This window comes from Parundibacterium terreum (genome assembly GCF_014636315.1).
GTDB lineage: Bacteria > Pseudomonadota > Gammaproteobacteria > Burkholderiales > Burkholderiaceae_D > Undibacterium > Undibacterium terreum.
On record NZ_BMED01000003.1, the window covers coordinates 381,534 to 402,686 of the forward strand.

General features: G+C 54.8%; 24 protein-coding genes and 1 tRNA gene. 9 read left to right on the plus strand and 16 right to left on the minus strand.

Annotated elements, in window-relative coordinates; all coding sequences use genetic code 11:
- Positions 1-29 precede the first annotated feature (29 nt).
- Together IEW12_RS16410 and tagH are read right to left on the minus strand one after the other, a co-directional pair.
- Entirely contained in the window at positions 30-815 is a 786-nt protein-coding gene (locus IEW12_RS16410) for a PP2C family protein-serine/threonine phosphatase (protein WP_188567159.1), read from the minus strand.
- Complete coding sequence (gene tagH, locus IEW12_RS16415; RefSeq protein ID WP_268237247.1) at positions 805-1,536, minus strand: type VI secretion system-associated FHA domain protein TagH; 732 nt, start codon at positions 1,534-1,536, stop codon at positions 805-807. Before tagH ends, IEW12_RS16410 begins: the two co-directional genes overlap by 11 nt.
- Before the next feature lie 201 nt (positions 1,537-1,737).
- On the opposite strand from tagH, the gene IEW12_RS16420 reads away from it, so the two are divergent.
- The gene (locus tag IEW12_RS16420; RefSeq protein ID WP_188567161.1) at positions 1,738-2,247 is read left to right on the plus strand and encodes a DUF2059 domain-containing protein; all 510 of its coding nucleotides are present in this window, start codon (positions 1,738-1,740) and stop codon (positions 2,245-2,247) included.
- Positions 2,248-2,363: 116 nt separating this feature from the next.
- Positions 2,364-2,912 carry a DUF4399 domain-containing protein gene (locus IEW12_RS16425; RefSeq protein WP_188567162.1) on the plus strand — a complete coding sequence of 183 codons (549 nt, stop codon included), beginning with the start codon at positions 2,364-2,366 and terminating at the stop codon, positions 2,910-2,912.
- Between the two features lie 472 nt (positions 2,913-3,384).
- Here the strand turns inward: IEW12_RS16425 and IEW12_RS16430 are convergent, their stop codons facing one another.
- Positions 3,385-4,512, minus strand: a complete 1,128-nt coding sequence (locus IEW12_RS16430) for a PIN domain-containing protein (RefSeq protein ID WP_188567163.1) — start codon at positions 4,510-4,512, stop codon at positions 3,385-3,387.
- Positions 4,513-5,484: 972 nt separating this feature from the next.
- Here IEW12_RS16430 and IEW12_RS16435 point away from each other — a divergent pair.
- Positions 5,485-5,558: transfer RNA gene (locus tag IEW12_RS16435), tRNA-Gly, on the plus strand.
- A gap of 15 nt (positions 5,559-5,573) precedes the next feature.
- Here IEW12_RS16435 and IEW12_RS16440 read toward each other — a convergent pair.
- The gene (locus tag IEW12_RS16440) at positions 5,574-5,924 is read right to left on the minus strand and encodes a YkgJ family cysteine cluster protein (protein WP_188567164.1); all 351 of its coding nucleotides are present in this window, start codon (positions 5,922-5,924) and stop codon (positions 5,574-5,576) included.
- 256 nt (positions 5,925-6,180) lie between these two features.
- Here IEW12_RS16440 and trmB point away from each other — a divergent pair, with 256 nt between their 5' ends.
- Positions 6,181-6,900 carry a tRNA (guanosine(46)-N7)-methyltransferase TrmB gene (gene trmB / locus IEW12_RS16445; protein WP_188567165.1) on the plus strand — a complete coding sequence of 240 codons (720 nt, stop codon included), beginning with the start codon at positions 6,181-6,183 and terminating at the stop codon, positions 6,898-6,900.
- Between the two features lie 105 nt (positions 6,901-7,005).
- On the opposite strand, the gene IEW12_RS16450 is transcribed toward trmB, so the two are convergent.
- The 5 genes from IEW12_RS16450 to IEW12_RS16470 form a co-directional block, all read right to left on the minus strand.
- Complete coding sequence (locus tag IEW12_RS16450) at positions 7,006-7,389, minus strand: VOC family protein (protein WP_188567166.1); 384 nt, start codon at positions 7,387-7,389, stop codon at positions 7,006-7,008.
- 145 nt (positions 7,390-7,534) lie between these two features.
- On the minus strand, positions 7,535-8,575 hold the full coding sequence (locus IEW12_RS16455) for a sensor domain-containing diguanylate cyclase (protein ID WP_188567167.1): 1,041 nt from the start codon (positions 8,573-8,575) through the stop codon (positions 7,535-7,537).
- A 234-nt stretch (positions 8,576-8,809) separates the two neighbouring features.
- The gene (locus IEW12_RS16460; protein ID WP_188567168.1) at positions 8,810-9,499 is read right to left on the minus strand and encodes a helix-turn-helix transcriptional regulator; all 690 of its coding nucleotides are present in this window, start codon (positions 9,497-9,499) and stop codon (positions 8,810-8,812) included.
- A gap of 182 nt (positions 9,500-9,681) precedes the next feature.
- Positions 9,682-11,538, minus strand: coding sequence for a DNA helicase RecQ (recQ, locus tag IEW12_RS16465; RefSeq protein ID WP_229751164.1), 1,857 nt, complete (start codon positions 11,536-11,538; stop codon positions 9,682-9,684).
- Positions 11,539-11,551: 13 nt separating this feature from the next.
- A complete protein-coding gene (locus IEW12_RS16470; RefSeq protein WP_188567169.1) occupies positions 11,552-12,385 on the minus strand; it encodes an undecaprenyl-diphosphate phosphatase in 834 nt (277 codons plus the stop codon).
- Between IEW12_RS16470 and IEW12_RS16475 the strand changes: the two genes are divergently transcribed.
- Positions 12,384-12,560, plus strand: a complete 177-nt coding sequence (locus IEW12_RS16475; RefSeq protein WP_188567170.1) for a hypothetical protein — start codon at positions 12,384-12,386, stop codon at positions 12,558-12,560. The genes IEW12_RS16470 and IEW12_RS16475 overlap by 2 nt on opposite strands.
- A gap of 77 nt (positions 12,561-12,637) precedes the next feature.
- Here the strand turns inward: IEW12_RS16475 and IEW12_RS16480 are convergent, their stop codons facing one another.
- The 3 genes from IEW12_RS16480 to IEW12_RS16490 form a co-directional block, all read right to left on the minus strand.
- Positions 12,638-12,937 carry a hypothetical protein gene (locus tag IEW12_RS16480; protein WP_188567171.1) on the minus strand — a complete coding sequence of 100 codons (300 nt, stop codon included), beginning with the start codon at positions 12,935-12,937 and terminating at the stop codon, positions 12,638-12,640.
- A 132-nt stretch (positions 12,938-13,069) separates the two neighbouring features.
- Positions 13,070-13,408, minus strand: coding sequence for a YkgJ family cysteine cluster protein (locus tag IEW12_RS16485; RefSeq protein ID WP_188567172.1), 339 nt, complete (start codon positions 13,406-13,408; stop codon positions 13,070-13,072).
- A complete protein-coding gene (locus IEW12_RS16490) occupies positions 13,405-13,674 on the minus strand; it encodes a hypothetical protein (protein WP_188567173.1) in 270 nt (89 codons plus the stop codon). The genes IEW12_RS16485 and IEW12_RS16490 overlap by 4 nt, the downstream gene beginning before the upstream one ends.
- A 128-nt stretch (positions 13,675-13,802) precedes the next feature.
- On the opposite strand from IEW12_RS16490, the gene IEW12_RS16495 reads away from it, so the two are divergent.
- From IEW12_RS16495 to IEW12_RS16510, 4 genes are all read left to right on the plus strand, one after another.
- Positions 13,803-14,429 carry a TetR/AcrR family transcriptional regulator gene (locus IEW12_RS16495; RefSeq protein ID WP_188567174.1) on the plus strand — a complete coding sequence of 209 codons (627 nt, stop codon included), beginning with the start codon at positions 13,803-13,805 and terminating at the stop codon, positions 14,427-14,429.
- A 146-nt stretch (positions 14,430-14,575) separates the two neighbouring features.
- Positions 14,576-15,226, plus strand: a complete 651-nt coding sequence (locus IEW12_RS16500) for a protein-L-isoaspartate O-methyltransferase family protein (protein ID WP_188567175.1) — start codon at positions 14,576-14,578, stop codon at positions 15,224-15,226.
- A 13-nt stretch (positions 15,227-15,239) separates the two neighbouring features.
- Positions 15,240-15,563 (plus strand): rhodanese-like domain-containing protein, encoded by a 324-nt coding sequence (locus IEW12_RS16505; protein WP_188567176.1) that lies wholly within the window; start codon positions 15,240-15,242, stop codon positions 15,561-15,563.
- A gap of 83 nt (positions 15,564-15,646) precedes the next feature.
- On the plus strand, positions 15,647-16,975 hold the full coding sequence (locus IEW12_RS16510; protein ID WP_188567177.1) for a TolC family outer membrane protein: 1,329 nt from the start codon (positions 15,647-15,649) through the stop codon (positions 16,973-16,975).
- 89 nt (positions 16,976-17,064) lie between these two features.
- On the opposite strand, the gene IEW12_RS16515 is transcribed toward IEW12_RS16510, so the two are convergent.
- From IEW12_RS16515 to waaA, 4 genes are all read right to left on the minus strand, one after another.
- Positions 17,065-18,156 carry an acyltransferase family protein gene (locus tag IEW12_RS16515; RefSeq protein WP_188567178.1) on the minus strand — a complete coding sequence of 364 codons (1,092 nt, stop codon included), beginning with the start codon at positions 18,154-18,156 and terminating at the stop codon, positions 17,065-17,067.
- A gap of 80 nt (positions 18,157-18,236) precedes the next feature.
- Positions 18,237-19,352 (minus strand): DegT/DnrJ/EryC1/StrS family aminotransferase, encoded by a 1,116-nt coding sequence (locus tag IEW12_RS16520; RefSeq protein WP_188567179.1) that lies wholly within the window; start codon positions 19,350-19,352, stop codon positions 18,237-18,239.
- An 8-nt stretch (positions 19,353-19,360) separates the two neighbouring features.
- Positions 19,361-19,780 (minus strand): sugar 3,4-ketoisomerase, encoded by a 420-nt coding sequence (locus IEW12_RS16525; RefSeq protein WP_188567180.1) that lies wholly within the window; start codon positions 19,778-19,780, stop codon positions 19,361-19,363.
- Between the two features lie 52 nt (positions 19,781-19,832).
- Positions 19,833-21,137 carry a lipid IV(A) 3-deoxy-D-manno-octulosonic acid transferase gene (gene waaA, locus IEW12_RS16530; protein ID WP_188567181.1) on the minus strand — a complete coding sequence of 435 codons (1,305 nt, stop codon included), beginning with the start codon at positions 21,135-21,137 and terminating at the stop codon, positions 19,833-19,835.
- Positions 21,138-21,153: the final 16 nt, after the last annotated feature.

Genomic DNA, 21,153 nt, shown 5'->3' on the forward strand with positions numbered 1-21,153 from the left:
TACAGCGTGTCGTCGCTAAACCAGTGGCCTCAGGCCGCCGGAATGCTTATCCACACGGCAAAAGCTGTTGTATTGTCGCGAATTGCGCGGGTTTGTGCAAATCGGCGGGCAGCCACTGCCTGCATGCCGGCCAGCCAGGCCTCTGCCGAGCCAGCCCGGGAGAGTTCGGTTTCCATCTCCTGCTCCAGCACCCACTCCCATAAGCCGTCGGTACATAGCAAAAAAGCATCGCCATTTTGCAAAGACACGCTTTGCTCAATGACTTCTGGAGGGGTATCCTCGCTGGCACCCAGCGCCGCAAACAGGACATTGCGCTGCGGATGGGTGCGGGCCTGCGTCGGCGTGCAATAGCCGGCATCGATGAATTGCTGCACCATGCTGTGATCCTTGCTCATCGCAATGATCTTCTGTTGCCGGAAAAGATAGATGCGGGTATCGCCCAGATGGGCCCAGATTGCAGCATTTTGACGCCGGTCGATCAGCAGCGCCGCGACCGTGCTGCTCATCTCGTGCAAGGCAGGCTGCACCAGTTGGGCATTGGTGATCTGGGCGTTGGCCGTATCGGCGTAATAGCGCAAAGCCTTGGCAGAAAATCCGGGGTCCGCGGTAAATGCCGCGATCAGGCCATTGCTGGCAAGGGAAGATGCCATTTCGCCGCCCGCATGTCCACCGGCGCCGTCTGCAACGACATAACAGGCCAGCGGGCCTTGCTGCGCATAGCGGAGCGCATCCTGGTTGGATGCCCTGCCGCCTGTTTCGCAAATCTGTGCAGACTGCAATTGCAATAGGCCAGTATCGGCGGCGTCATCTATCACTGTCGGCCTCGTCTTCACAACGAGTGATTTCGGCCTCATATCCTGTGAGGAAGGCATTGCCAAATGGTGCCTGCGCTTCTTGCAGCACCTCGCGCCTGACAATCTGGAACCTTTCCACCTGCTTATCCCACATCCTGGCCTTACGCAGCGACGGCATCAGATTTTCCATCGTGCCTTCGGAAGGGGTTTGCTGGATGACGATCTCCGGGTTGTAGCGCTCCATCATATCCAGCAGCGCAGCCTGCATACCGGCGACCAGCGCGCTTTGGTGCGCGTGTATGTCCAGGAAGGCTTCCTGCATCGAAGATACCGGGTCCATAAAGCCGGGCATTTTCTTGCGCAGCATCTGCAGCATGATCGTGTCCGAGTCTTGCAAAAACTTGAGCGGATTATTGTTGCGGCGAACCACCATCGTCATGTCCGCATTCACTTCGCGCTTGACCTGTGCGCGCCGCGACAGCAAGCCATGTGTGCCGTGCACTGATGCTGCCAGCAATTTGCCCAGCATTTCCATCAGCTCCGGCGTCAGCTTGGAGCCGGCACCCAGTCCTATGGAATTGTTTTCCAGGCCCGCACCGCGCAGGAAAGCCTCAAGCAGTTCCTGGTTGCTGGCTTCATCTGTCTCTGCAGGTTCAAGCGGGGTTGGGTTGGACATTAAAACTGCTCCTGAAATAGTCGCGGACATCGCCGGACTGTTGAGATTTTGACTAGTCCTAAACACTAGCTTAGTTTGTTCCGTGTAGCAACACCGGCATAGACTGTTTTGTTACAAAAGGTTTATTTGGCAAGAGTTGTAAAAATAATACCAAATTGTCGTAGACGATAGTCATACTCCGCAAACGCAGATTGCTGCAGATGTTCTGTCACCCAGCTTATGCTAAAAGCGCCGTGATGTTTACTGTTGATTGAAAAGGAAATGCCGATGAAACGCCTAGTCACTTTTGCCGCCGCGACGCTGTTCTCGCTGAGTGCCTGTGCCGCGCCGCCAAGCCCGGAATCGCTGGAAAAATTATTTGCCGTAATGCATGTTGAGAGAATACTGGATGCCATACGCCCGCAGACAGAAGCGGCAATGAAGGTCATGCTAAATCAGGCGATGAAGGGCCAGACGTTGACTGCCGATCAGCAGAAAGTATTGGACAACTTTTGGGTAAAGGCCAATGCCATCAATCGGGAAGAAATGACGATGGAAAAGCTGAAACCGCTTTACGTCAGGGTCTACAGCGCCAGCCTGGAGCAGGAAGACGTCGACGGCCTGATCGCTTTTTATGAAAGCCCGACCGGCCAGGTATTTATCAACAAGATGCCGCGCATTACCCAGGGCATCATGAGCGAAATGCCACAATTGATGGCGCCGCTGATGCAAAAGATTATGCAGGCCGCAGAGGAAATGCATCAGCAATTAGACGCTTTGCAGAAAGCCAGGAAATAAGCGCCTAAGAAGTGCGGCTTTGGAAAAATCACCGCTGCGCAAACCTTGATAGAATCCCCCACAAATCCTGGGCCCGCATCCCTACCGACAAACATAACTAAAGACGGCAAGCCAATATGACTTTGAGATTACGCGATGTAAAACCCCTCGTGCTGACAATGCTGCTGGCAATGCCGTTATCCATCGTGCATGCAGCACCGGCAAGCAAAGAAAAAGACGCCAAGCAAAACGTGGATACCGACTCCATCATCAGCACCATCAGCGCATCGGAGCGTACCAGGCCCTTTCCGGTGGGCGAGAAAACAGCTTACTTCACGAATATAAAAGACGGCGACCAGGTGAAGTCGCCATTCAGGGTTGCATTTGCAGTGACAGGCATGGGCGTCGCACCTGTAGCTGCCGGCAGCATCGCCAACACTGGTCACCACCATATCCTGATCGATATGCCCATGCCGGCAGACATCAAGGCGCCTATCCCATTCGACAAGCCGGGTGAATACGCGCACCAGCATTACAAGCACTTCGGCGGCGGCGAGACAGAAGCGCTATTGGACCTGCCACCGGGCAAGCACAGCCTGCGCCTGCTGTTTGCGGATTTCAAGCATGTGCCTTATTACATCACCAGCAAGGAGGTCAATGTGGTGGTGCTGGAGAAATCCAAATGAGGGTCAAATGAGGGCCATGTGAGCGGGAAGATGTGGATACGTTTGAGGCAAAAAGCTAGTGTCTAGCTCCGTACGCGAATCTACTTAAAATAAGAAGTGAGCGGGTGTAGCTCAATGGCAGGCCAGAAGCTTCCCAAGCGCCGCCGCCTTGTTAAACTCCACTGTTCGTAAGAGTCGCAAGCGCATGAATATGCAATCACACCAAAATTCCACCACAATCAGGAAATCATCGACCATTACATTTTGTACTCCACATCTAGCCGAAAAAAAACTGATGCACTGTGGTGCCTCTTCAGAAATTTTACTGTATGTGATAATTCCCCATTCAGCATTTATCTTCACGTAGCCCAGAGTAATCCTGTCACTGTCATCACCGATGTTAGACGTAGAACCTACTGAATTGGATTTAAAAAGGAATGCGAAGCGGCATAGTTGCTGAGGACAGCTTCTGCCCTCAGAAGCCGCTAGCCGATTAATCATCGAATGGATCTCCCGGCTCAGGTCGCAGGCCAAATACATCTACCGCCTCTTCGAAGAGATCTGCGTCAATATCTGAGTGCTCTGTTAGTAAAGAAACGAAAAATGCATAAACATCCGAGTCCGTTGCAATCCAACGAATTTGGGCATTATCTACTGCCGCCCGAATCAACCGTTCAGCATCTGATCGCCGCAGATTCATTCGAAAGTACCCGAGGCGAGAAATCGCTGCATGAGTGGTAGCAAAAGATTCACTCTCGACAAGCATCTGCATAGCTTCTTCTTTTTCTGGGTCGACTTCTTCGACAGCTTCCTCTTGATTTAAGGGCTGATGCTGCACCTCGACTGCAGGTGGTTCTACCTGAGCTTGCTGTTGCGCTGCGGGTGGGGCAGCGGCTACTTCGATGGGCTGCTGAAGTACGTTTGGAGCGGGAGGTACTTGCGCAAGCATTTCATTATATTTCTTCAGAAACGTCCTCACCTCACTATATATATGAAGATGCCCTGCCTTTTTATGCCCCCATTCGCTCTCCAACGAAGGATGCGGTCTGCTTTTATTGAGAAGAGACGCATAGTCCCCATCTTTGGAAACTATATGAAGGTCACCTTCAGGCACTTCCTTCAATAATGTCTCCCAATTGTATTGATCTCCAATACTACCGTTTTTCCCCGGCGGATTACCCTTTTGCATTCGCTGTAAAGCAGTTGAAAAAACGTTTTCGTCCTCGGGATATTTGGTTGCCCTATCAAAAACAGCGCGAATCAATCCATCGGATGCAAGCGTCTCATTCGACGCATCAGCTAAGGCAAGACTGACGAGTTGACTCCGCAGCTTCTTTGCTTGCTCAATGGCGGCGACATATTCGGAACATTGTGCGTACTGTTGCATGTGGCGAGGCACCGCTGACGGAAGGGACTCTTTTATGAATTGATCATTTGCTGCTTTCAATTTTGCTTCACGATTTCTGGCGAGCTCATTTATAACTTGCTGGGGAAGGTGAAGGCAAATACCAGTTTCGCTAATCATGTCAGCCAGTTGCTCTAGTTGCTCTAAGCTATCATCAGCGAAATGATAAAAGTTGAGCAAAACATTGGTGTCTATGAACAGATGAATGCGCGGCATAAATTGAAAATCCTTATTTAAGCGGCCTGCTATTAGATTTGAATCTGAAAAATTCCCCTTCTCTCCAAAGAAAATGACGGAATTTCATGAGGTTGATGGCTTGAGTGTTTCTCCCCTTATCCGGCGGGTCCGGATTTGTCCTTCCAACTGCCATTCCGTATTTTTTGTTGTGCAAACCTAATTGCCTTATTTTCGAGCGCGCCATAGCTCTCTTCAAAAATTCCAAGCTGACGATGACAACTCTCGCATTGAAATTCGATCCTATCCACGGCAATGTATGCACTTGCTCGGCTTGGATATACTTGGAAATCACAATGGGGGCAAAAGGTATGCGGGGCTGTTATGGATCCGTTAAGGTATCGCCAACGCCAGCGAATTCCAAAGAATTCATCTTCTGCGTAGTCCCGCCAGTGGGAAGCGGGCGACTTTTTTGAGCGAAAGACATTCCATAAGAGAGCTATGAACACAACGACAGTCGGCACTGCAAGCAGCCCTATAAACAAACTCATCCAATTCGGAATCAGTGAAGTTGATATCGCCCATGAACCTGATATTTTCCAAGCGTAGGCTAGAGTGCTACTGATCGAAAAATTTGGCCATCTATCGTTTGTATATGTGGCGCCAATTCCTATCAGAGCAAGGATTGCTGTCGCAATAACCTTGCTCCAAACTGGATCCTTCCAGATGTTTTTTAACATGGCGGCCAATAGTAACTCCGGTGCAACGCTATGATGTAAAAGTTGCACTAAGTCTACGTAGGGCATGTCGTTTTGTCTAGTCTTGGCTGTTTTTTAGTTGTGCAATATTGGCAAAGGGTGGGATTGTGTCCGCTTAGACACCTACAGCCTCGAGATACTTAGGAGTCCGCTGTAAGACCATTACACCCCGATGAAAGCGGCATCTTTTTTCCCAATACACTGTCCGGCTTGCGGATTTGCCAATGGCGTGTAAAGCTGAGTCAATGTGATCGACGCGGGTGTAGCTCAATGGTCGAGCAGAAGCTTCCCAAGCTTACGACGAGGGTTCGATTCCCTTCACCCGCTCCAGACTCTCCCGTCTCGTTAAGCTGAAACGACGGTATTGAAAACCGGCTTCAAGCCATGCCGCGCACGTGCCTGCGTACATTTATCATCTCCGACCTGTACTTCGCGGCAAGGCGAAGGCCGGTGCGCGTACAGGGTGCAATTGACTTCTTTGCCTACCGTACCTTGCAAGGCATTGCAGCGTGGGTTGTTGCTGTTGGTGCCGGCCATGCAGGCGTAGAAAGGGGATAGCTGTTCCATGGCATGCACGGGTATCGCGTGGACATCGGCTTCAGCCCAGTAAAAAGATACGCGGAAGCTGGAGCAGCAGGCGCCGCAGTGCAGGCAGGGGTCATCGCTGTTTTCTGTGGAATCGTTCGTTTGGCTCATGAAACTACATGTTGATGCTGGGTGTTGTGAAATTCTACCTAAAAGCCGGATTGTCGCGCAGCACAGTGTGACAGGATTTTCTTCCGCCAAGGGAGATTAAATGGCGGCTCGCTGCTGAGGAGAGGGCAATTTGGCTGGTGCGCTGCTGCGCTCTGGTAGAATACGGGTCTTGCGGGAAGGCTAGTCCTGTTCCGCGTCATTGCACCTGGCTCTGTATGACGGGTTCGCACTCTGTTTCACTTTCAAAATTTCTAGTATGTCTGATAATAAACCGGCCGACGGCGCCAACAAAGCCTTGTTCTATGACCCTACCGAGCACCGCATTCGCAGTTTTGTCACGCGGGCCGGACGCTTGTCCATTGCGCAGGGCAGGGCGATAGAGACGCTGGGACCGAAGTTTTGCATTCCTTATCAAAAAGAAACGCTTGAACTGTCTGCGCCGTTTGGCCGCACTGCGCCTACCATCCTGGAAATCGGCTTTGGCATGGGGGAAACCACGGCCAAGATCGCCGGCGGCATGCCGGACAAGAATTTTATCGGCGTGGAAGTGCATACGCCGGGCGTCGGCAGCTTGCTGAAGTTGATCGATGAAAACGGACTGCAGAATCTGCGCCTGATACAGCATGATGCGTTTGAAGTGCTGACGCATATGATCGCCCCGGCTTCGCTGGCTGGCGTACACGTTTTTTTCCCTGACCCATGGCACAAGGCCAGGCATAACAAGCGCCGCTTGATCCAGGGGCCGCTGGTGGCCTTGCTGGCTTCGCGTATTGCGCCGGGTGGTTACCTGCACTGTGCAACGGATTGGGAAGAATACGCGCAGCAGATGCTGGAAGTGCTGAGTGCAGAACCGGCATTGCGAAACACGGCAGATGGTTATGCGCCGCGCCCTGACTACCGTCCCGTCACCAAGTTTGAAAACCGCGGCCTGCGTTTGGGACATGGCGTATGGGATCTGGTGTTCAGCAAACGCTGATGCCGGATTCGATAGCCGCTTACGCATACTTAGACGGCGATAACGAAAACCGCGATCTGGTATCGCGGTTTTTTTACGTCCTGTGTTTGCCTGCGGGGGATGGTTCTAAAGTGCAGGGTCGCTGGGGGCGAATACTCGCAGCCTGTGGCCGTCCGGATCTGCGGCGGTAAAGGTATACCCAAAGTCCATCCTTACCGGCTGCTGCAGTATCTGCAAGCCGCGCTGGCTCCAATCTGTGTGCATGGCCTTGACGGCGGCGATATCTGCGACCGCAAACGCCAGCTCGCCGCTGCCGCCGAGCGGTATCTTGGGGACGGCAGGTTCTACATTGTTTTTGCTCCACAGGCCCAGCATCATGCCGGAATCCAGCGCAAACATGACAAAGCCGGGTGAGGATTCTATCGGCTGCTTGTCCAGCAGCGGCGCATAGAATCTGGCGCTATGCTGAGGGTTGTCGACGTACAGCAAGATAAAGTTAGGATGGGACATGGCAATCTCCTTGGTGATTTCGTCCATGGCGCCGGAATGCGCCGCGGTGAAATCATTATCATTGCCAGGAGTGTCAGTTTTTGTCAGTAGCCTTATCCCTCTTTACGCAGTTGTACTTGCTGCTCCACTATCTTGCCGGGCGGCTTCATACTTCCTGGCCAAGTTCTACCCGGTTGCGGCCGTTTTCCTTGGCGCGATACATGGCTTGGTCTGCTGCATCCAGCAAGCTGCTGGTAGACAATTTGGGGCCGGGCTGGCCGGCTACCACGCCAAAGCTGGCGGTGGCGGCGATGCTTCCGGCCGAGGTCACAAACTCTGCCGTTTCCAGCGCCTGGCGCAGTTTTTCTGCAACGGCTGCGGCGTCTTCCAGCGAAGTGCCGGGCAAGATCAGGCATAGTTCTTCACCGCCGTAACGGCCTGCGCTGTCGGTCACCCTGAGCCGCTCACGCAAAAATTTGCCTACGCCATGCAGTACGACATCGCCTGCCATATGGCCATGGGTGTCGTTGATCTGCTTGAAGTGATCCAGATCCAGCATGATGACGCTCAGCGGGTGCACAATGCGGCGTGCCCGCTCCACCTCCTCCTGCAGGCGTGCCAGCAGTGCGCGGCGATTCAGCAAGCCTGTCAGGTCGTCATAGGTGGCCAGTTTTTGCATCACGTTGAGCGATGCGCTCAATTCGCGGTCCTTCGCGCGCAGTTCTATCAGCGCCATCACCTGGCCCGACAGGCGGGTCAGCAGCCTGACTTGCTGGCCGCTCAGTGCGCGCATCTGCGTATCCATCACGCACAGCGCGCCTATGCGGTAGCCGTCGGACGTGATCAGGTTGGCGCCGCAATACATCTGGTATCTGGGCTCGCCAGCGGTTTTCGGCAAATAAGCGGTGCGCGCGTCGGTGGTGAGATTGGGGATGTGCAGGCCGCGGTCTTCCAGTATCGTCCAGGAGCAATATTCCTCGTCCCTAGGTAATTGTGTAGCCGTGGTGCCGAACGATGCCTTCATCCATACCCGTTCCGCATCCACCATGGAAATGAAGGCATAGGGCACGTCGCAGATGACGGCGGCCATCTCGGCCAGGAAATCAAAGTCGGGGTCGTTCGCGCTATCAAGTATGCCGTAGCGGCGCAATGCTTCCAGCCTTGCGGCTTCATCATCGGGGCGGGGGATTGCGGGGTAGGTTGGCATGCAAGTCTCCTTATAAGCTGAACGCTGGATGTACAGGAAAACATGGGTGCAGCAAAACTCAGGCAAAACGCGGGCAAAGAAACGCTGGCAGCACAAGTGCTGTTCACGGATGATCGCGGATGATCAAGGATGGAGCAGCATTTGCCATGGCAGGCCCTACTTTGCATCGGCCGACGCCATTGATACCTTGGTAGTGTACTCCGACCGTCGCAGCTAGGCTATAGCCATCCGCTGTCAGCCGTTATCGAGGTCCATCCCCTGTCGCCACTCGTGGATCAGTGCCTGGCGGCGCTTGGGGTAGCGGTTTTCAGTCACCGTCAGGCCGGTGATACGGTCGATCCGGAAGTGGCGGAAACTCTGGCGTAGTTCACACCAGGCGACAATCAGGCGTACCTGGTCGAAGAAAGCCAGCGCGCAGGGCCAGATGATGCGTTGGCTGAGCTCATCTTTCAGGTCACGGTAGTTGATGTCTAGTTTGCACTCGCTACGGATTGCGCGCCTGACCTGCGCCATCTGCTCGTCACTGCTTTCTATGCCGTAGGAGGGCGCAACCAGCAGGCCGGATGAGTCCAGGTCATGCCGCAATTCGGCGGGCAGGACGGCTGCTATTTTTGCCAGCGCATCGCGGCCGGCGCGTGCCAGGTGGGTATCGGTACGCTGTGCCACCCAGCGCGAGCCGAGTACGATGGCTTCTATTTCTTCTTCGGAAAACATCAGCGGCGGCAAGGTGAAGCCGGGCCGCAGGATATAACCCAGGCCGGGTTCGCCTTCTATTTTTGCGCCCTGGCTTTGAAGTGTGGCGATATCGCGGTACAGGCTGCGTACGCTAATGCCCAGTTCTGCCGCCAGCGCAGTGCCGGTGACTGGATAGCGGTGGGTGCGCAGTATTTGCATCAGATCCAGCAGGCGTTCGGTACGCGACATGTATTTTCCCTCATTGAACCTGTTTAAGATCTGTAGCGAGCAGGGCGTCAGCGGGGGCGAAGTTTAAAATGCGGCAACGCAAGAAGCGGAACGTACTAAAGGTACGTGAGCATTCTGAGTAGCGCATGATCCCTGATCACGTCCGAGCAGTAAGATCGCAGTTAGATATTATTAAACAGGTTCTAAGAGAATTCTGCAATCAACGCTACGATCTCTTCCCCATAGGTTTCCAGTTTCTTTTCACCTACGCCCGATACACCGCGTAAGTCATCCAGCGATGCAGGGTGGGCCTTGGCGATCTCGCGCATGGTGGAGTCGTGGAAGATCACATAGGCCGGCACATTGTGCTTGCGCGCGGTTTCCACCCGCCACCAGCGCAGCTTGTCGAAGATGGCCTGTTCGCTTTCCGACAGGCTGGCTTCTGCATAATCCTTGGCGGACTGGCGTTTGTGCTTGACCGCTTTTTGCGGCTTCTGGTATTGCCTGAGCTGTACCTTTTGCTCACCGCGCAATACCGCGCGCGATGCGTCGGTCAGCTTCAGCGAGCTATATGATTCATAGTCCACAGCTACCAGGCCCAGCGCGATCAACTGGCGCACCAGCGCGCGCCATTCAGCCTCGCTCTTGTCGGAGCCTATGCCGTAGGTGGATAACTGTTCATGCCGCCATTGCTTGACGCGCTCGGTATCTATGCCGCGCAGGATATCGATCACGTGGCCTGCGGCAAAGCGCTGGTCCACGCGGTAGATAGTGGACAATATTTTTTGCGCAGCCACGCTGCCGTCGAACGAGCTGGGCGGGTTCAGGCAGGTATCGCAGTTGCCGCAAGGGCCGGCGGCCTGGCCGAAGTAATCCAGGATGTGGACGCGGCGGCAGTTCAGTGTTTCGCACAGGCCCAGCATGGCATCCAGCTTGATGCCCTGCACTCGCTTGAAGGTTTCGTTGGCCTCGGACTCATCGATCATGCGGCGTTGCTGTACCACATCCTGCAAGCCATAGGCCATCCATGCATTGGCAGAGGCGCCGTCGCGGCCTGCACGCCCGGTTTCCTGGTAATAGCCTTCTATGCTTTTTGGCAAATCCAGATGTGCGACAAAGCGCACATCAGGCTTGTCTATGCCCATGCCGAAGGCGATGGTGGCAACCATCACGATGCCTTCTTCACGCAGGAAGCGCGCCTGGTTTTTGCTGCGCGTCGCAAAGTCCATGCCGGCATGATACGGCAGGGCAGTGAGGCCGTTTTCATTCAAAAACTCGGCGGTTTCTTCCACCTTCTTGCGCGACAGGCAGTACACAATACCGGCATCGTTCTTGTGCTGAGCTTCGATGAAATCCAGCACCTGCTTGCGGCCATTGGCTTTTTCTACGATCTGATAGCGGATATTCGGGCGGTCGAAGGAGGAGACAAATTGCAGCGCCTCTTCCAGTTGCAGCCTGTGGATGATCTCTTCGCGGGTTTGCTGGTCTGCGGTCGCTGTCAAAGCAATTCGCGGCACCTGCGGGAAGCGCTCGTGCAGGATGGAAAGCTTGATGTATTCCGGCCGGAAGTCATGTCCCCATTGCGATACGCAGTGCGCTTCATCAATGGCGAACAAGGCCAACCTGGTGGCGCTCAGCAATTCCAGGCAGCGCTGGGTCATCAGGCGTTCCGGCGCGATATAGACCAGGTCCAGTTCGCCGTCGCGCATCATTTTTTCTATGCGCAGAGCTTCGTCGAAAGTTTGCGTGGAGTTCAGGAAGGCTGCGCGTACACCGACTTCGGCCAGTGCATCGACCTGATCCTGCATCAGCGCGATCAGCGGCGATACGACAATGCCTACGCCGTCGCGCAGCAGTGCGGGAATCTGGTAGCACAGGGATTTGCCGCCCCCGGTAGGCATCAGCACCAGTGCGTCGCCGCCGCTGGCGACGTGCTTGACGATGCGGGCCTGCTGGTCGCGGAAAGACGGGTAGCCGAAAACGGTCTGCAATAAATGCAGAGCGCCTTCGTCCAGGTTACCCTGCCGGCTTGCCGCTATTTTTTCTTCAACTATTTCCACTGCACTTCCGTTTTCAATCTGCCCAGGTAATGACGCCGGTATAGGCGGTGGCCAGGATCATCAGGCCGAACACGATGCGATACCAGGCAAACACGGTAAAGTCGTGCGAGCTGATGTAGCGCAGCAGCCAGCGCACGCAGAAAAATGCCGAGATGAAGGCCGCCACGGTACCCAGTCCAAAGATCGGCATATCCTCGGCCGACAGCAAGGCGCGCTCTTTGTACAGAGAGTATACGGTAGCGCCCAGCAAAGTGGGGATAGCCAGGAAAAAGGAAAACTCGGTCGCGGCCTTGCGCGACAGGCCGAAGATCATCCCGCCTATGATGGTGGCGCCCGAGCGGCTGGTACCGGGTATCAATGCAAAGGCTTGTGCCAGGCCAATCTTGACTGCGTCAACGGCTGACATGTCTTCCACTGCATTGACTTGAGCCTGCGCATTGGCGCTGCCTTGCTTGCGCTCTACCAGCAGGATGATGATGCCACCGATGATGAAGGCCAACGCCACCGGCACCGGCGCAAATAAGTACTGTTTGATTTTTTTGCTGAAGAGCAAGCCCAGCACGGCGGCTGGCAGGAAGGCGATCGTCACATTCAGGGCAAATTTTTGTGCCTTACGGTCATGCGTGAGTCCGCTGAGTACTGTGGCGATTTTTTGCCGGTATTCCCAGCACACTGCAAAAATGGCACCGGCCTGTATCACTATCTCAAACACCTTCATTTTTTCGCCGGTGAAATTCAGCAGGCTGCCTGCGAGTATCAGATGTCCGGTGGAGGAAATGGGCAGGAATTCAGTCAGACCTTCGACGATGCCCATGATGATGATTTTGACAGCGAGGAGTATATCCATGTTTGCTATTTTATTAGTGTTGAAAAGCGCGGATGAAAGCGCGTTTGGCCGGCACGAAGGGTACCATGAGAGCCCTTGCGGCCGTGATGATTTTTCTTATTTTCAGGGAGGTGAAAACGGTAGCGCAGATATCCCGGGCACGGCGGATTTACAGATTTACCACGGGGAAAAATAGATTTGTTGCTTTAATGCATCTTTTAAACTTGAGTCCCGCGCGGGGCTGGGCTCCCGGCGGGCTTGGCTGACGTGGGTTCAGTCTTTGTCTTTGGGTTTGAATTGCTTGTCGCTGATACGGAATTTGCCGCGCCTGTCACCCATGATGTAACGCAGCTGGCCTATATCGAGGCCGCTGATTTCATTCATGCGTATCAACATCGATGCGCCTACCGGCATGGTCCTGTGCCGTATCTTGCTGATAATAGGCGGTGCAACTTCCAGCGCCCTGGCCAGGGCGGCATCATTTTTCAGGTTTAGCTGCGTGATCAGGGCGTCCAGCAGCCTGTTGGGATCGTATCCCAACGGATTCGGTGCATGTTCAGGTAAATCGCTCATTAAACCCTCCTAATTGCTTTATATCAATTATGCGCCCGTGCGGCTCGAATTACTTAGACGAAAGCTTCGATTGTGTCTAAATGGTAACAGTTTTGCCATCCATTGCTTCAAATGCCAGGCCAGGGCTTTTGCTTATTGCCGGCTTTGACTGCCGGGCCGCGTCAATTCTTCCAGGCTTGTCAGCCAGTGTATGGCGTATTCCCTGTCGCTGCCGCACATGTCCTCTTCAGGAGTGAGTCCGGAACAACAGGATGGGCGCTCGGGCAAACCAAATATCGCACATTGATTCGCCTCCGTCAGTTGTATGCATCTCACACCGGCGGGTTTCCCAGATGGCATTCCGGGGATGGCGCTGGAGATGGATGGGGCAATACAGCAGGCGCCGCAACCCGGGCGGCATGCGTGGCTACTCACGCTGATTGCCGGTTTGCTACCGTGAAGCTGCTGGGCCTGCAGCGATACTTGTTTCATAATAAAAATGAATCTCTTGGTTTGTTTCTATGCCAGCGCACCAGCACGCCAATGCGGGTATGGATTGTATTATCCTTTGCCGCCGCCATTCTTGCATACAGGCAGCATGATTGTCGGTATTGCTGCTGGGCTATTTGTCTTGCCTTGAGGCAGGTGGAAGACTCAAATGCGCTGCCTCCATGCGGCCTGTACCCCTTATTTTGAAATTCAGGCGCCTTTTTCGTGCGTTTGTCGCATTGCAATTGTTGCGCATCTACCAATGCCACATAATCGGCCCATTGTCTCAGCCTCAATGTAGCGCTGCTGAGGCAGGCGTGGGTGGAACTTGACGGTCCGGCCTGACGGGATTATATTACTGACTCGCGAGTAAGTTAGTGTGCCTTAGTCAGAAATTATGTCATCCGATCCAAAACCACGCTGGGAGCGTCGTAAAGATGCTCGCCCTCAAGAATTGCTGGCTGCCGCCCTCGATCTGTTCGTAGAGCGCGGATTTGCCGCTACGCGCCTGGATGATATTGCTAAAAATGCAGGGGTCTCCAAGGGAACGCTGTATCTGTATTTCAGCAGCAAGGAAGAGTTGTTCAAGACGGTGGTACGTGAAAACGTGGTGCCGATGATAGGACAGGCGGAAGAGATTGTAGAACAATTTACCGGCCACACGACGGAATTATTCCGCGAAATTATCATGAGCTGGTGGCATGCAGTGGGAAATACCAAGTTGTCCGGCTTGAGCAAACTGATGATCGCCGAAGCCTGCAATTTTCCCGAGCTGGCCCAGTTTTATAACGAAGAAGTGATTGCCCGTAGTGATGCGATGGTGGTGCGCATGCTGGAACGCGGCATCAGCCGTGGCGAGATACGCCCGCTGAACCTGAAAATGGCGCCGAGGATATTGATTGCGCCCATCATCATGCAGATGATCTCCAGGCATTCCAATAATGCCTGCAGCGTGGAAGACGATGAACTGGCGCCTTATATCGATACTTATATAGAACTGGTGCTGAACGGCATGCTGGTTTGAGCGCCGCGCCAAGCCGGATGAACGGTTTTTAGTGCCAAACTGTTGATTTTATGGAATTAAGCTGGTCCCCGCTGCATTCTTCAGGCATTGCCTGGGCTGCATTTGATAAAATGCGGGTTCCTCATTAATGCTACCGAGTAAAGAACATGAATATCGAACAAGCCCGCTTCAATATGATTGAACAGCAGATTCGCCCCTGGAACGTACTGAACCAGGATGTGCTGGACATGCTGGTAGTCGTCAAGCGCGAAAACTTTTTCCCAGAAAACCAGATTGGCGTGGTGTTTTCCGATACGGAGCTGCCTTTGTCTGCGACCGCGCATTCGCTGTCGCCGAAACTGGAAGCCCGCATCATGCAAGAACTGGCGATTAACAAGCATGAGCAGGTATTGCTGGTTGGCGCAGGTTCCGGCTACCTGGCTGCATTGCTGGGACATCGCGCCGCCAAGGTGACTGCGATAGAAGCCGAAGCGGAATTGAAAGCGCTGGCAGAAAAGAATCTGGCCAGGAACGGCGTGCTGAACGTCAGCGTCGTGCAGGGCGACGGCCTGAAGGCCAACCCGTCTGCCGCGTATGACGTCATCGTCGTGCATGGTTCGCTGCCGTCGGTGCCGGACAGCCTGTTGCAGCAATTGAAGGTCGGCGGTCGTCTGTTTGCCGTAGTGGGCCAGCCGCCTGTGATGTCTGCAGAGATCGTCACACGCACTGAACAAGCCAGCTTTAAAGCTGTCGCATTGTTTGAAACCGTTGTGCAGCCTTTGTCACAGGCAGTGCAGCCGTCCAAGTTCACTTTCTAACCGGACCCAGACCATGCAACATATTACTGCGCCTGAACTGGCAAGCTGGCTGGCGGACAAGGAAAAAAATCCTCCGGTTTTACTGGATGTCAGGGAACCTTGGGAGCATGAGACCTGTCATATCAGCGGCGTAATGCTGATGCCCATGCAAAGCGTACCGGAACGTATCAGTGAGCTGGACCAGGATGCAACGATCGTTTGCGTTTGTCATCATGGCGGACGCAGTATGCAGGTCGCCAGCTTCCTGGAGCGCAATGGCTTTGCCAATGTCATCAACCTGACCGGCGGCGTGCATGCGTGGGCCCAGGAAGTTGATACGGCGATGCCGACTTACTGAGGCGTTAGCCTTTCTTTGAATGGCGTGCCTGGGTTTGTCGAATTTAAAAAAACTAACTAATAATTCTTATCTCGGAGCGTTTCATGCGTAAGCCCATTATTGCCGTATTGATTGCCGGCGCTTTTTTGTCGTCCAGTGCCGGCGCGACTGATTTGTTGCAGATCTATAAGGATGCTCTGCTCAATGACGCCCAATTCGGCAGTGCCCGTGCTTCACTGGCAGCAGGCCAGGAAAAGCCGATACAGGGGCGCGCACTGATTCTGCCTACGATAGCAATTACCGGTAGCGACGTGCGGGCACGTAACGAAATTTCTCCCGATGGCTTCCCAGGCAATATCAACTACACCGGCAATACCAATGCCTACAGCCTGAGCTTGTCCCAGCCTCTGTTTCGCTGGGCAAACTGGCAGCAGTACCAACAGGGCAAGCTGGCACTGGTGGTGAGCGAAGCGCAGTTTGCATTGTCACAGCAGGACTTGATCACCCGCGTGGCGCAGGCCTACTTTGATGTGCTGGCGGCCCAAGATACGCTGACTACTTTGCAGGCGCAAAAAGTCGCCATCTCTGAGCAACTGGCGTCTGCCAAACGCAATTTTGAAGTAGGCACCTCGACCATTACCGATACCCATGAAGCGCAGGCGCGTTATGACCTGACAGTGGCACAGGAATTTGCCGGCGTCAGCGATTTGCAGATCAAGCGCGCAGCCCTGCAACAGATCATAGGCAAGGAAGCCGGTGATCTGGCTTTGCTGAAGCCCGGCATCAAACTGAGCTCGCCGCAACCTGAACGCATCGACGACTGGGTCAGTTCTGCGGAAAAGCAAAATTACAATGTGATTGCTTCGCAGGTGAACCTGGAGATCGCGCAGCGCGACATCCAGAGAAATCGTGCCGGTCATTATCCAACGCTGGACCTGGTTGCTAGTAGCGGCCGCAATTCAACCGGCGGCGTGCCGGCGGCGGTAGGTACCAATTCGGTTGCCAAAACCAATTCCATCGGCGTGCAATGGAGTATTCCTATTTTCTCCGGTTTTGGTGTAGACAGCCGTGTGCGCGAATCGATCGCACTGGAAGACAAGGCACGCAACGACCTGGAATTTGCTCGCCGTACTTCTGCACAGGGTGCGCGTCAATCGTACTTCGGCGTGAACAGCGGCTTGGCTCAAGTCAAGGCGCTGGAAGCAGCGGAAGTATCCAGCCAGTCTGCATTGGACTCCAACAAGCTGGGTTACCAGGTTGGTGTGCGTATCAATATCGACGTGCTGAATGCGCAGCAACAGCTGTATACCACACAGAGGGATCTGGCCAAGGCACGCTACGATACGATCATGAATGGTCTGCGCCTGAAATCAGCAGCCGGTACCTTGAAAGAAGAAGATCTGGCTGAAGTGAATGCGCTGTTGCAGCACTGATAGCAGCGATGGCGTTGATCGCCGGAGTCGAAAAAGCCACCGTTCAGGTGGCTTTTTTTATGGCTTCTTTTTCTGTACTTATTTGGTGCCTAGGTAGCCGCAGGGGAAGGGGTAGTCACTATTGTCCGTTTGCCGAAAATCTTTTTCAGTTTAAGCGCCGGCTGCTCTATCAGGTAGCAGGATGCATAGGCAAAGCATAAGGTGATGCCGAAAGAGGCTGCGGTCAAAGCCGATACGGATATGCCGGGGAACAGTGCAATCAGCGATTGCTGTACCGGGAAAGCATAGATGTAGATGCCGTAAGAGTTATCGGGCAGTGCATTATATTTACGTACAAAACCGGCAGGCACGTAGGCCAGATAAAACAGGACATAGGCGATGCTTAACTGGTAGACCACGGAAAATGCCTGTGTGCTGATCAGGACGGAAGCCAGAAGAGTGCCGATTACTGCCAGAAAAATATTCAGGGACAGGAGAATACGCTCCCTCAGCACCCAGTATGTCGCACCGGTGAAAAACATGAAATCGAAATGAATGAACAGATCCTCTTCCAGTCCGTATAGGCGGCGTGCGATTGTCAGGATATAGGCGAACACGGTATTTGCCACGACGAGCAAACTGGTTCGCTTAACCCGGTTACCATTCTTGGCATGCCCGATACTGCAGACCAGCCAAAAAAGCAGCAAAAGGATATACATTTTTATCTCGTACACCATGCTCCACAGTGAACCGTTCACTGCCCCTTTGTAGGGATTGTCGCTGAATACGCCGGGCAGGTAGTAAGCGACGCCTCCCAGTAGCGTCATGCATCTTCCTAAATAAGCATAAGTGGCGGGGCGGTTGAGATAAGCATTGGCAGGCAGTGAAGTAAAAAATATGCCCAGCCCAAAGACGACCAGTAAGCACATGACGATCAGTGCCGGATAAATCCGCAGGATGCGTGCCCAGATGTAGTCCATCGCACTTTGCTTGGACAGCAAACTGCCTGCAACCAGAAAGCCGCTCGTGATAAAGAACAGGTCAACCGCGATCGAGCCTATCGATATGCCCAGCGTTTTCCCCAGCGGCTCGGGTCTGTTCAGTAGCGCAAAGCTATGCCCGAGCAGCACCGCAGATGCAGCAATGAAGCGTATCAGGTTGAAGTTGTTATCTTTTTCTTGGATGAAGCCGGATAGACGCATTGAGGACCTCAGGGATAAATACCGGGTGCAAGGAAAATCACTGTGCTTCTAACAAGCGGGTGCGGCCCCGCAAATACCCATCACCAGGCCGCAATAGCCTCAATCACCCGCCATTGCTGCTCCTCGCGCAGATGCGGCCCCATCGGCAGGCTCAGCACCTCATCGGCCATCACTTCTGCCAGCGGGAATTGCCCTGCAACATAGCCAGAACCAGAGCCGGCTTGCGCATAGGCTTGCTGCTTGTGCGGTGGAATCGGGTAATGGATCAGGCTGCCGATGCCGGCCCTGGTCAAGGCTGCCTGTAAGCCTTCCCGGTCCTGGCTGCGCACCACATACAGGTGCCAGGCCGAGTCTATACCTGCTGGCACCATGGGCAGCACCAGCCGTTGGTTGGCGGCCAGTTCTTTGTTGTACAGCGCAGCGACCTTGTCGCGTCTTGCCTGCCAGGCATCCAGGTGTTTCAGCTTGACGCATAGCGCGGCAGCCTGGATCGGGTCCAGCCGGCTGTTATAGCCTTGTACTTCATTCACGTATTTGACCCGGGAGCCGTAGTTGCGCAGTACCCGCAGGCGGTCGGCAATGACGGGATCATTGGTGGTGACGGCACCGGCGTCGCCCAAGGCACCGAGGTTCTTGCCGGGGTAGAAGCTCCAGGCCACGGCATCGCCATGGCCGCCGATACGCTGGCCCTGGTAGCGGGCGCCATGGGCCTGGGCGCCGTCTTCCAGGACCTTGAGGCCGTGCTGCCTGGCCAGGGCGAGGATGGGGGCTAGATCGGCGGGCTGGCCGTACAGGTGGACCGGCAGGATGACTTTGGTGCGGGGGGTGATCGCGGCTGCTATGCGCTGCGGATCGAGGTTGTAGGTGCCCTCTACCGGTTCAACCGGAACCGGGATGGCGCCGCACTGGCTGACGGCCAGCCAGGTGGCGATATAGGTATTGGACGGGACGATGACTTCATCGCCGGGGCCGACGTCCATCGCGCGCAGGGCCAGGTGCAGCGCATCGAGGCCGTTGGCAACGCTGACGCAGTGCTGGACGCCGCAATAAGTGGCGTAGTCTTGCTCAAAGGTATCGACTTCACCGCCGAGGATGTACCAGCCGGATTCGAGTACGCGCTGGACGGCGGCGTCGATCTCGCTCTTGAGTTCGCGGTAGGAGGCCTGGATATCGAGAAAGGGGACGGCGGTGCTCATGGTCATGCTCATGGTGAGGGGGAGGACGCGAGGGCGGCCAGGTAGTCGTTGTAATTGCGATAATAATCGGATTCGTCGTACGGGGCGGAGGCTAGTACCAGGCAGACCGAGCCGGCATCGAAGTTGATTTCGGAGGCCCAGATCATCGGCGGCACATGCAAACCCTGCCAGGGGCGGTTCAGGTGGACGGTGCGTTTGTTCTTGCCGTCATCTAAAGCGACGTCAAAGCTGCCGGACAGGCAGATCAGGAACTGGTGCAGGCTTTTGTGGGCGTGGGCGCCGCGGTCGGAGGCGGTGGGCACGTCGTACAGGTAGAACACGCGCTGGATCTCGAACGGCACGTGCTTGTTCGATTCCATGAAGGTCAGGTTGCCACGCGGGTCGTGGATCTTGGGCAGCTCTATCAGGCGGCAGTCTTCTACTGACATCTTCTTCTTTCTTTATATTTGGTTTGCACCGGCTTACTGCACGGCGAACATCTTAATCCCCAAGCAGTTCCGCCAGCAAGGCCATGGTCCTGTCTGTCGCACCCTGGTGCTGCATGAAGAAGGCGTGAGCGTGGCCTCCCATACTTTTTCTCCTGTCGGCATCGGCAATCAGCGCATGCGCTTGTGCCATCAGATCGGCCGGATCGGTAACGCGTATGCTGGCGCCGGCAGCGATTGCCTGCTCGGTGATTTCAGAAAAATTGAAGGTGTGCTGCCCTATCAGCACGGGCTTGGCCATTGCGCAGGCTTCGATCAGGTTGTGCCCGCCCAATGGGATCAGGCTGCCACCGATGAAGGCCACATCGCAGGCCGCATAGTACATATACATTTCGCCCATGCTGTCGCCCAGCACGACTTGCACATCGGCGGGCAATTTTTCCAGGCCGGAGTCAAAATTCAGTTGCGATCGCCGCACATGCTTGAGCCCGTGAGCATCTATCATTTCTGCGACCTGGTCAAATCGCTGCGGATGCCTTGGCGTAATGACCAGCAGCGCATCCTGTTTCTGAGGATGCGATTGGCGGAAATCGCAAAAGGCTTTCAGTATCAGTTCTTCTTCACCGTCGCGGGTACTGCCGCACAGGAAGACTGCGCGCTCACCGAATACCTGCCTCAGTTGCGCGCCGCGTTCGGCCATTTGCGGCGGCGGGTTGACGTCGAACTTCATATTGCCGGTGATGATGGTCTTGCCTACGCCCAGCTCCTTCAGGCGCTGCGCATCCGGCCCGGATTGGGCGGCGACGCAGTTGATGGCGCGTGCCGCAGGCAATATCAGCGAGGGTAGCCTGTGCGCTTTTTTCAGCGATTTTTCCGACAGTCTGGCATTCACCAGCGCCACCGGCACGCGATGCTGTTCGCACTGCGCCACCAGGTTGGGCCAGACCTCAGTCTCTATCAGCACGCATAGCCGCGGGGAGAAATGGTGCAGGAAGCGCCTGATCATCCAGTTGATGTCATACGGCAAGAAGCTCTGGATCAGCCTGGACGAGACGTCGGCAAACAGCAGTTTGCCGGTCGCGCGGCCGGTTGGCGTCATGTGGGTCAGCAGGATGTGGTGATCGGCATAGCGCTGTAGCAACGCCCGCACCAGGGGTTCGGCAGCGCGCGTCTCGCCAGCGGATACCGCATGTACCCAGATAATCTTGCGCTTTACCTGACGGCTGGTGCTTCCTTTATAGAAGCCCAGGCGCTCTGCAACGTGTTCGCGATAACCCGGCTCTTGCCGTCCGCGCAGCCACAGGCGGCCCAGTGCGAAAGGCAGGGACAAACCCCAAAATAAGCTATAGAGCAGGCGCATGGACAAGTTTCAATCA

Excerpts from the sequence above, each read along its gene's own strand:
- IEW12_RS16420 (WP_188567161.1), top strand. The coding sequence starts at position 1,738 with ATGAAACGCCTAGTCACTTTTGCCGCCGCGACGCTGTTCTCGCTGAGT.
- IEW12_RS16425 (WP_188567162.1), top strand. The coding sequence starts at position 2,364 with ATGACTTTGAGATTACGCGATGTAAAACCCCTCGTGCTGACAATGCTG.
- IEW12_RS16430 (WP_188567163.1), bottom strand. The coding sequence starts at position 4,512 with ATGCCGCGCATTCATCTGTTCATAGACACCAATGTTTTGCTCAACTTT.
- IEW12_RS16440 (WP_188567164.1), bottom strand. The coding sequence starts at position 5,924 with ATGAGCCAAACGAACGATTCCACAGAAAACAGCGATGACCCCTGCCTG.
- trmB (WP_188567165.1), top strand. The coding sequence starts at position 6,181 with ATGTCTGATAATAAACCGGCCGACGGCGCCAACAAAGCCTTGTTCTAT.
- IEW12_RS16450 (WP_188567166.1), bottom strand. The coding sequence starts at position 7,389 with ATGTCCCATCCTAACTTTATCTTGCTGTACGTCGACAACCCTCAGCAT.
- IEW12_RS16455 (WP_188567167.1), bottom strand. The coding sequence starts at position 8,575 with ATGCCAACCTACCCCGCAATCCCCCGCCCCGATGATGAAGCCGCAAGG.
- IEW12_RS16460 (WP_188567168.1), bottom strand. The coding sequence starts at position 9,499 with ATGTCGCGTACCGAACGCCTGCTGGATCTGATGCAAATACTGCGCACC.
- IEW12_RS16475 (WP_188567170.1), top strand. The coding sequence starts at position 12,384 with ATGTTTGCTATTTTATTAGTGTTGAAAAGCGCGGATGAAAGCGCGTTT.
- IEW12_RS16470 (WP_188567169.1), bottom strand. The coding sequence starts at position 12,385 with ATGGATATACTCCTCGCTGTCAAAATCATCATCATGGGCATCGTCGAA.
- IEW12_RS16480 (WP_188567171.1), bottom strand. The coding sequence starts at position 12,937 with ATGAGCGATTTACCTGAACATGCACCGAATCCGTTGGGATACGATCCC.
- IEW12_RS16485 (WP_188567172.1), bottom strand. The coding sequence starts at position 13,408 with ATGAAACAAGTATCGCTGCAGGCCCAGCAGCTTCACGGTAGCAAACCG.
- IEW12_RS16495 (WP_188567174.1), top strand. The coding sequence starts at position 13,803 with ATGTCATCCGATCCAAAACCACGCTGGGAGCGTCGTAAAGATGCTCGC.
- IEW12_RS16500 (WP_188567175.1), top strand. The coding sequence starts at position 14,576 with ATGAATATCGAACAAGCCCGCTTCAATATGATTGAACAGCAGATTCGC.
- IEW12_RS16505 (WP_188567176.1), top strand. The coding sequence starts at position 15,240 with ATGCAACATATTACTGCGCCTGAACTGGCAAGCTGGCTGGCGGACAAG.
- IEW12_RS16510 (WP_188567177.1), top strand. The coding sequence starts at position 15,647 with ATGCGTAAGCCCATTATTGCCGTATTGATTGCCGGCGCTTTTTTGTCG.
- IEW12_RS16515 (WP_188567178.1), bottom strand. The coding sequence starts at position 18,156 with ATGCGTCTATCCGGCTTCATCCAAGAAAAAGATAACAACTTCAACCTG.
- IEW12_RS16520 (WP_188567179.1), bottom strand. The coding sequence starts at position 19,352 with ATGAGCACCGCCGTCCCCTTTCTCGATATCCAGGCCTCCTACCGCGAA.
- IEW12_RS16525 (WP_188567180.1), bottom strand. The coding sequence starts at position 19,780 with ATGTCAGTAGAAGACTGCCGCCTGATAGAGCTGCCCAAGATCCACGAC.
- waaA (WP_188567181.1), bottom strand. The coding sequence starts at position 21,137 with ATGCGCCTGCTCTATAGCTTATTTTGGGGTTTGTCCCTGCCTTTCGCA.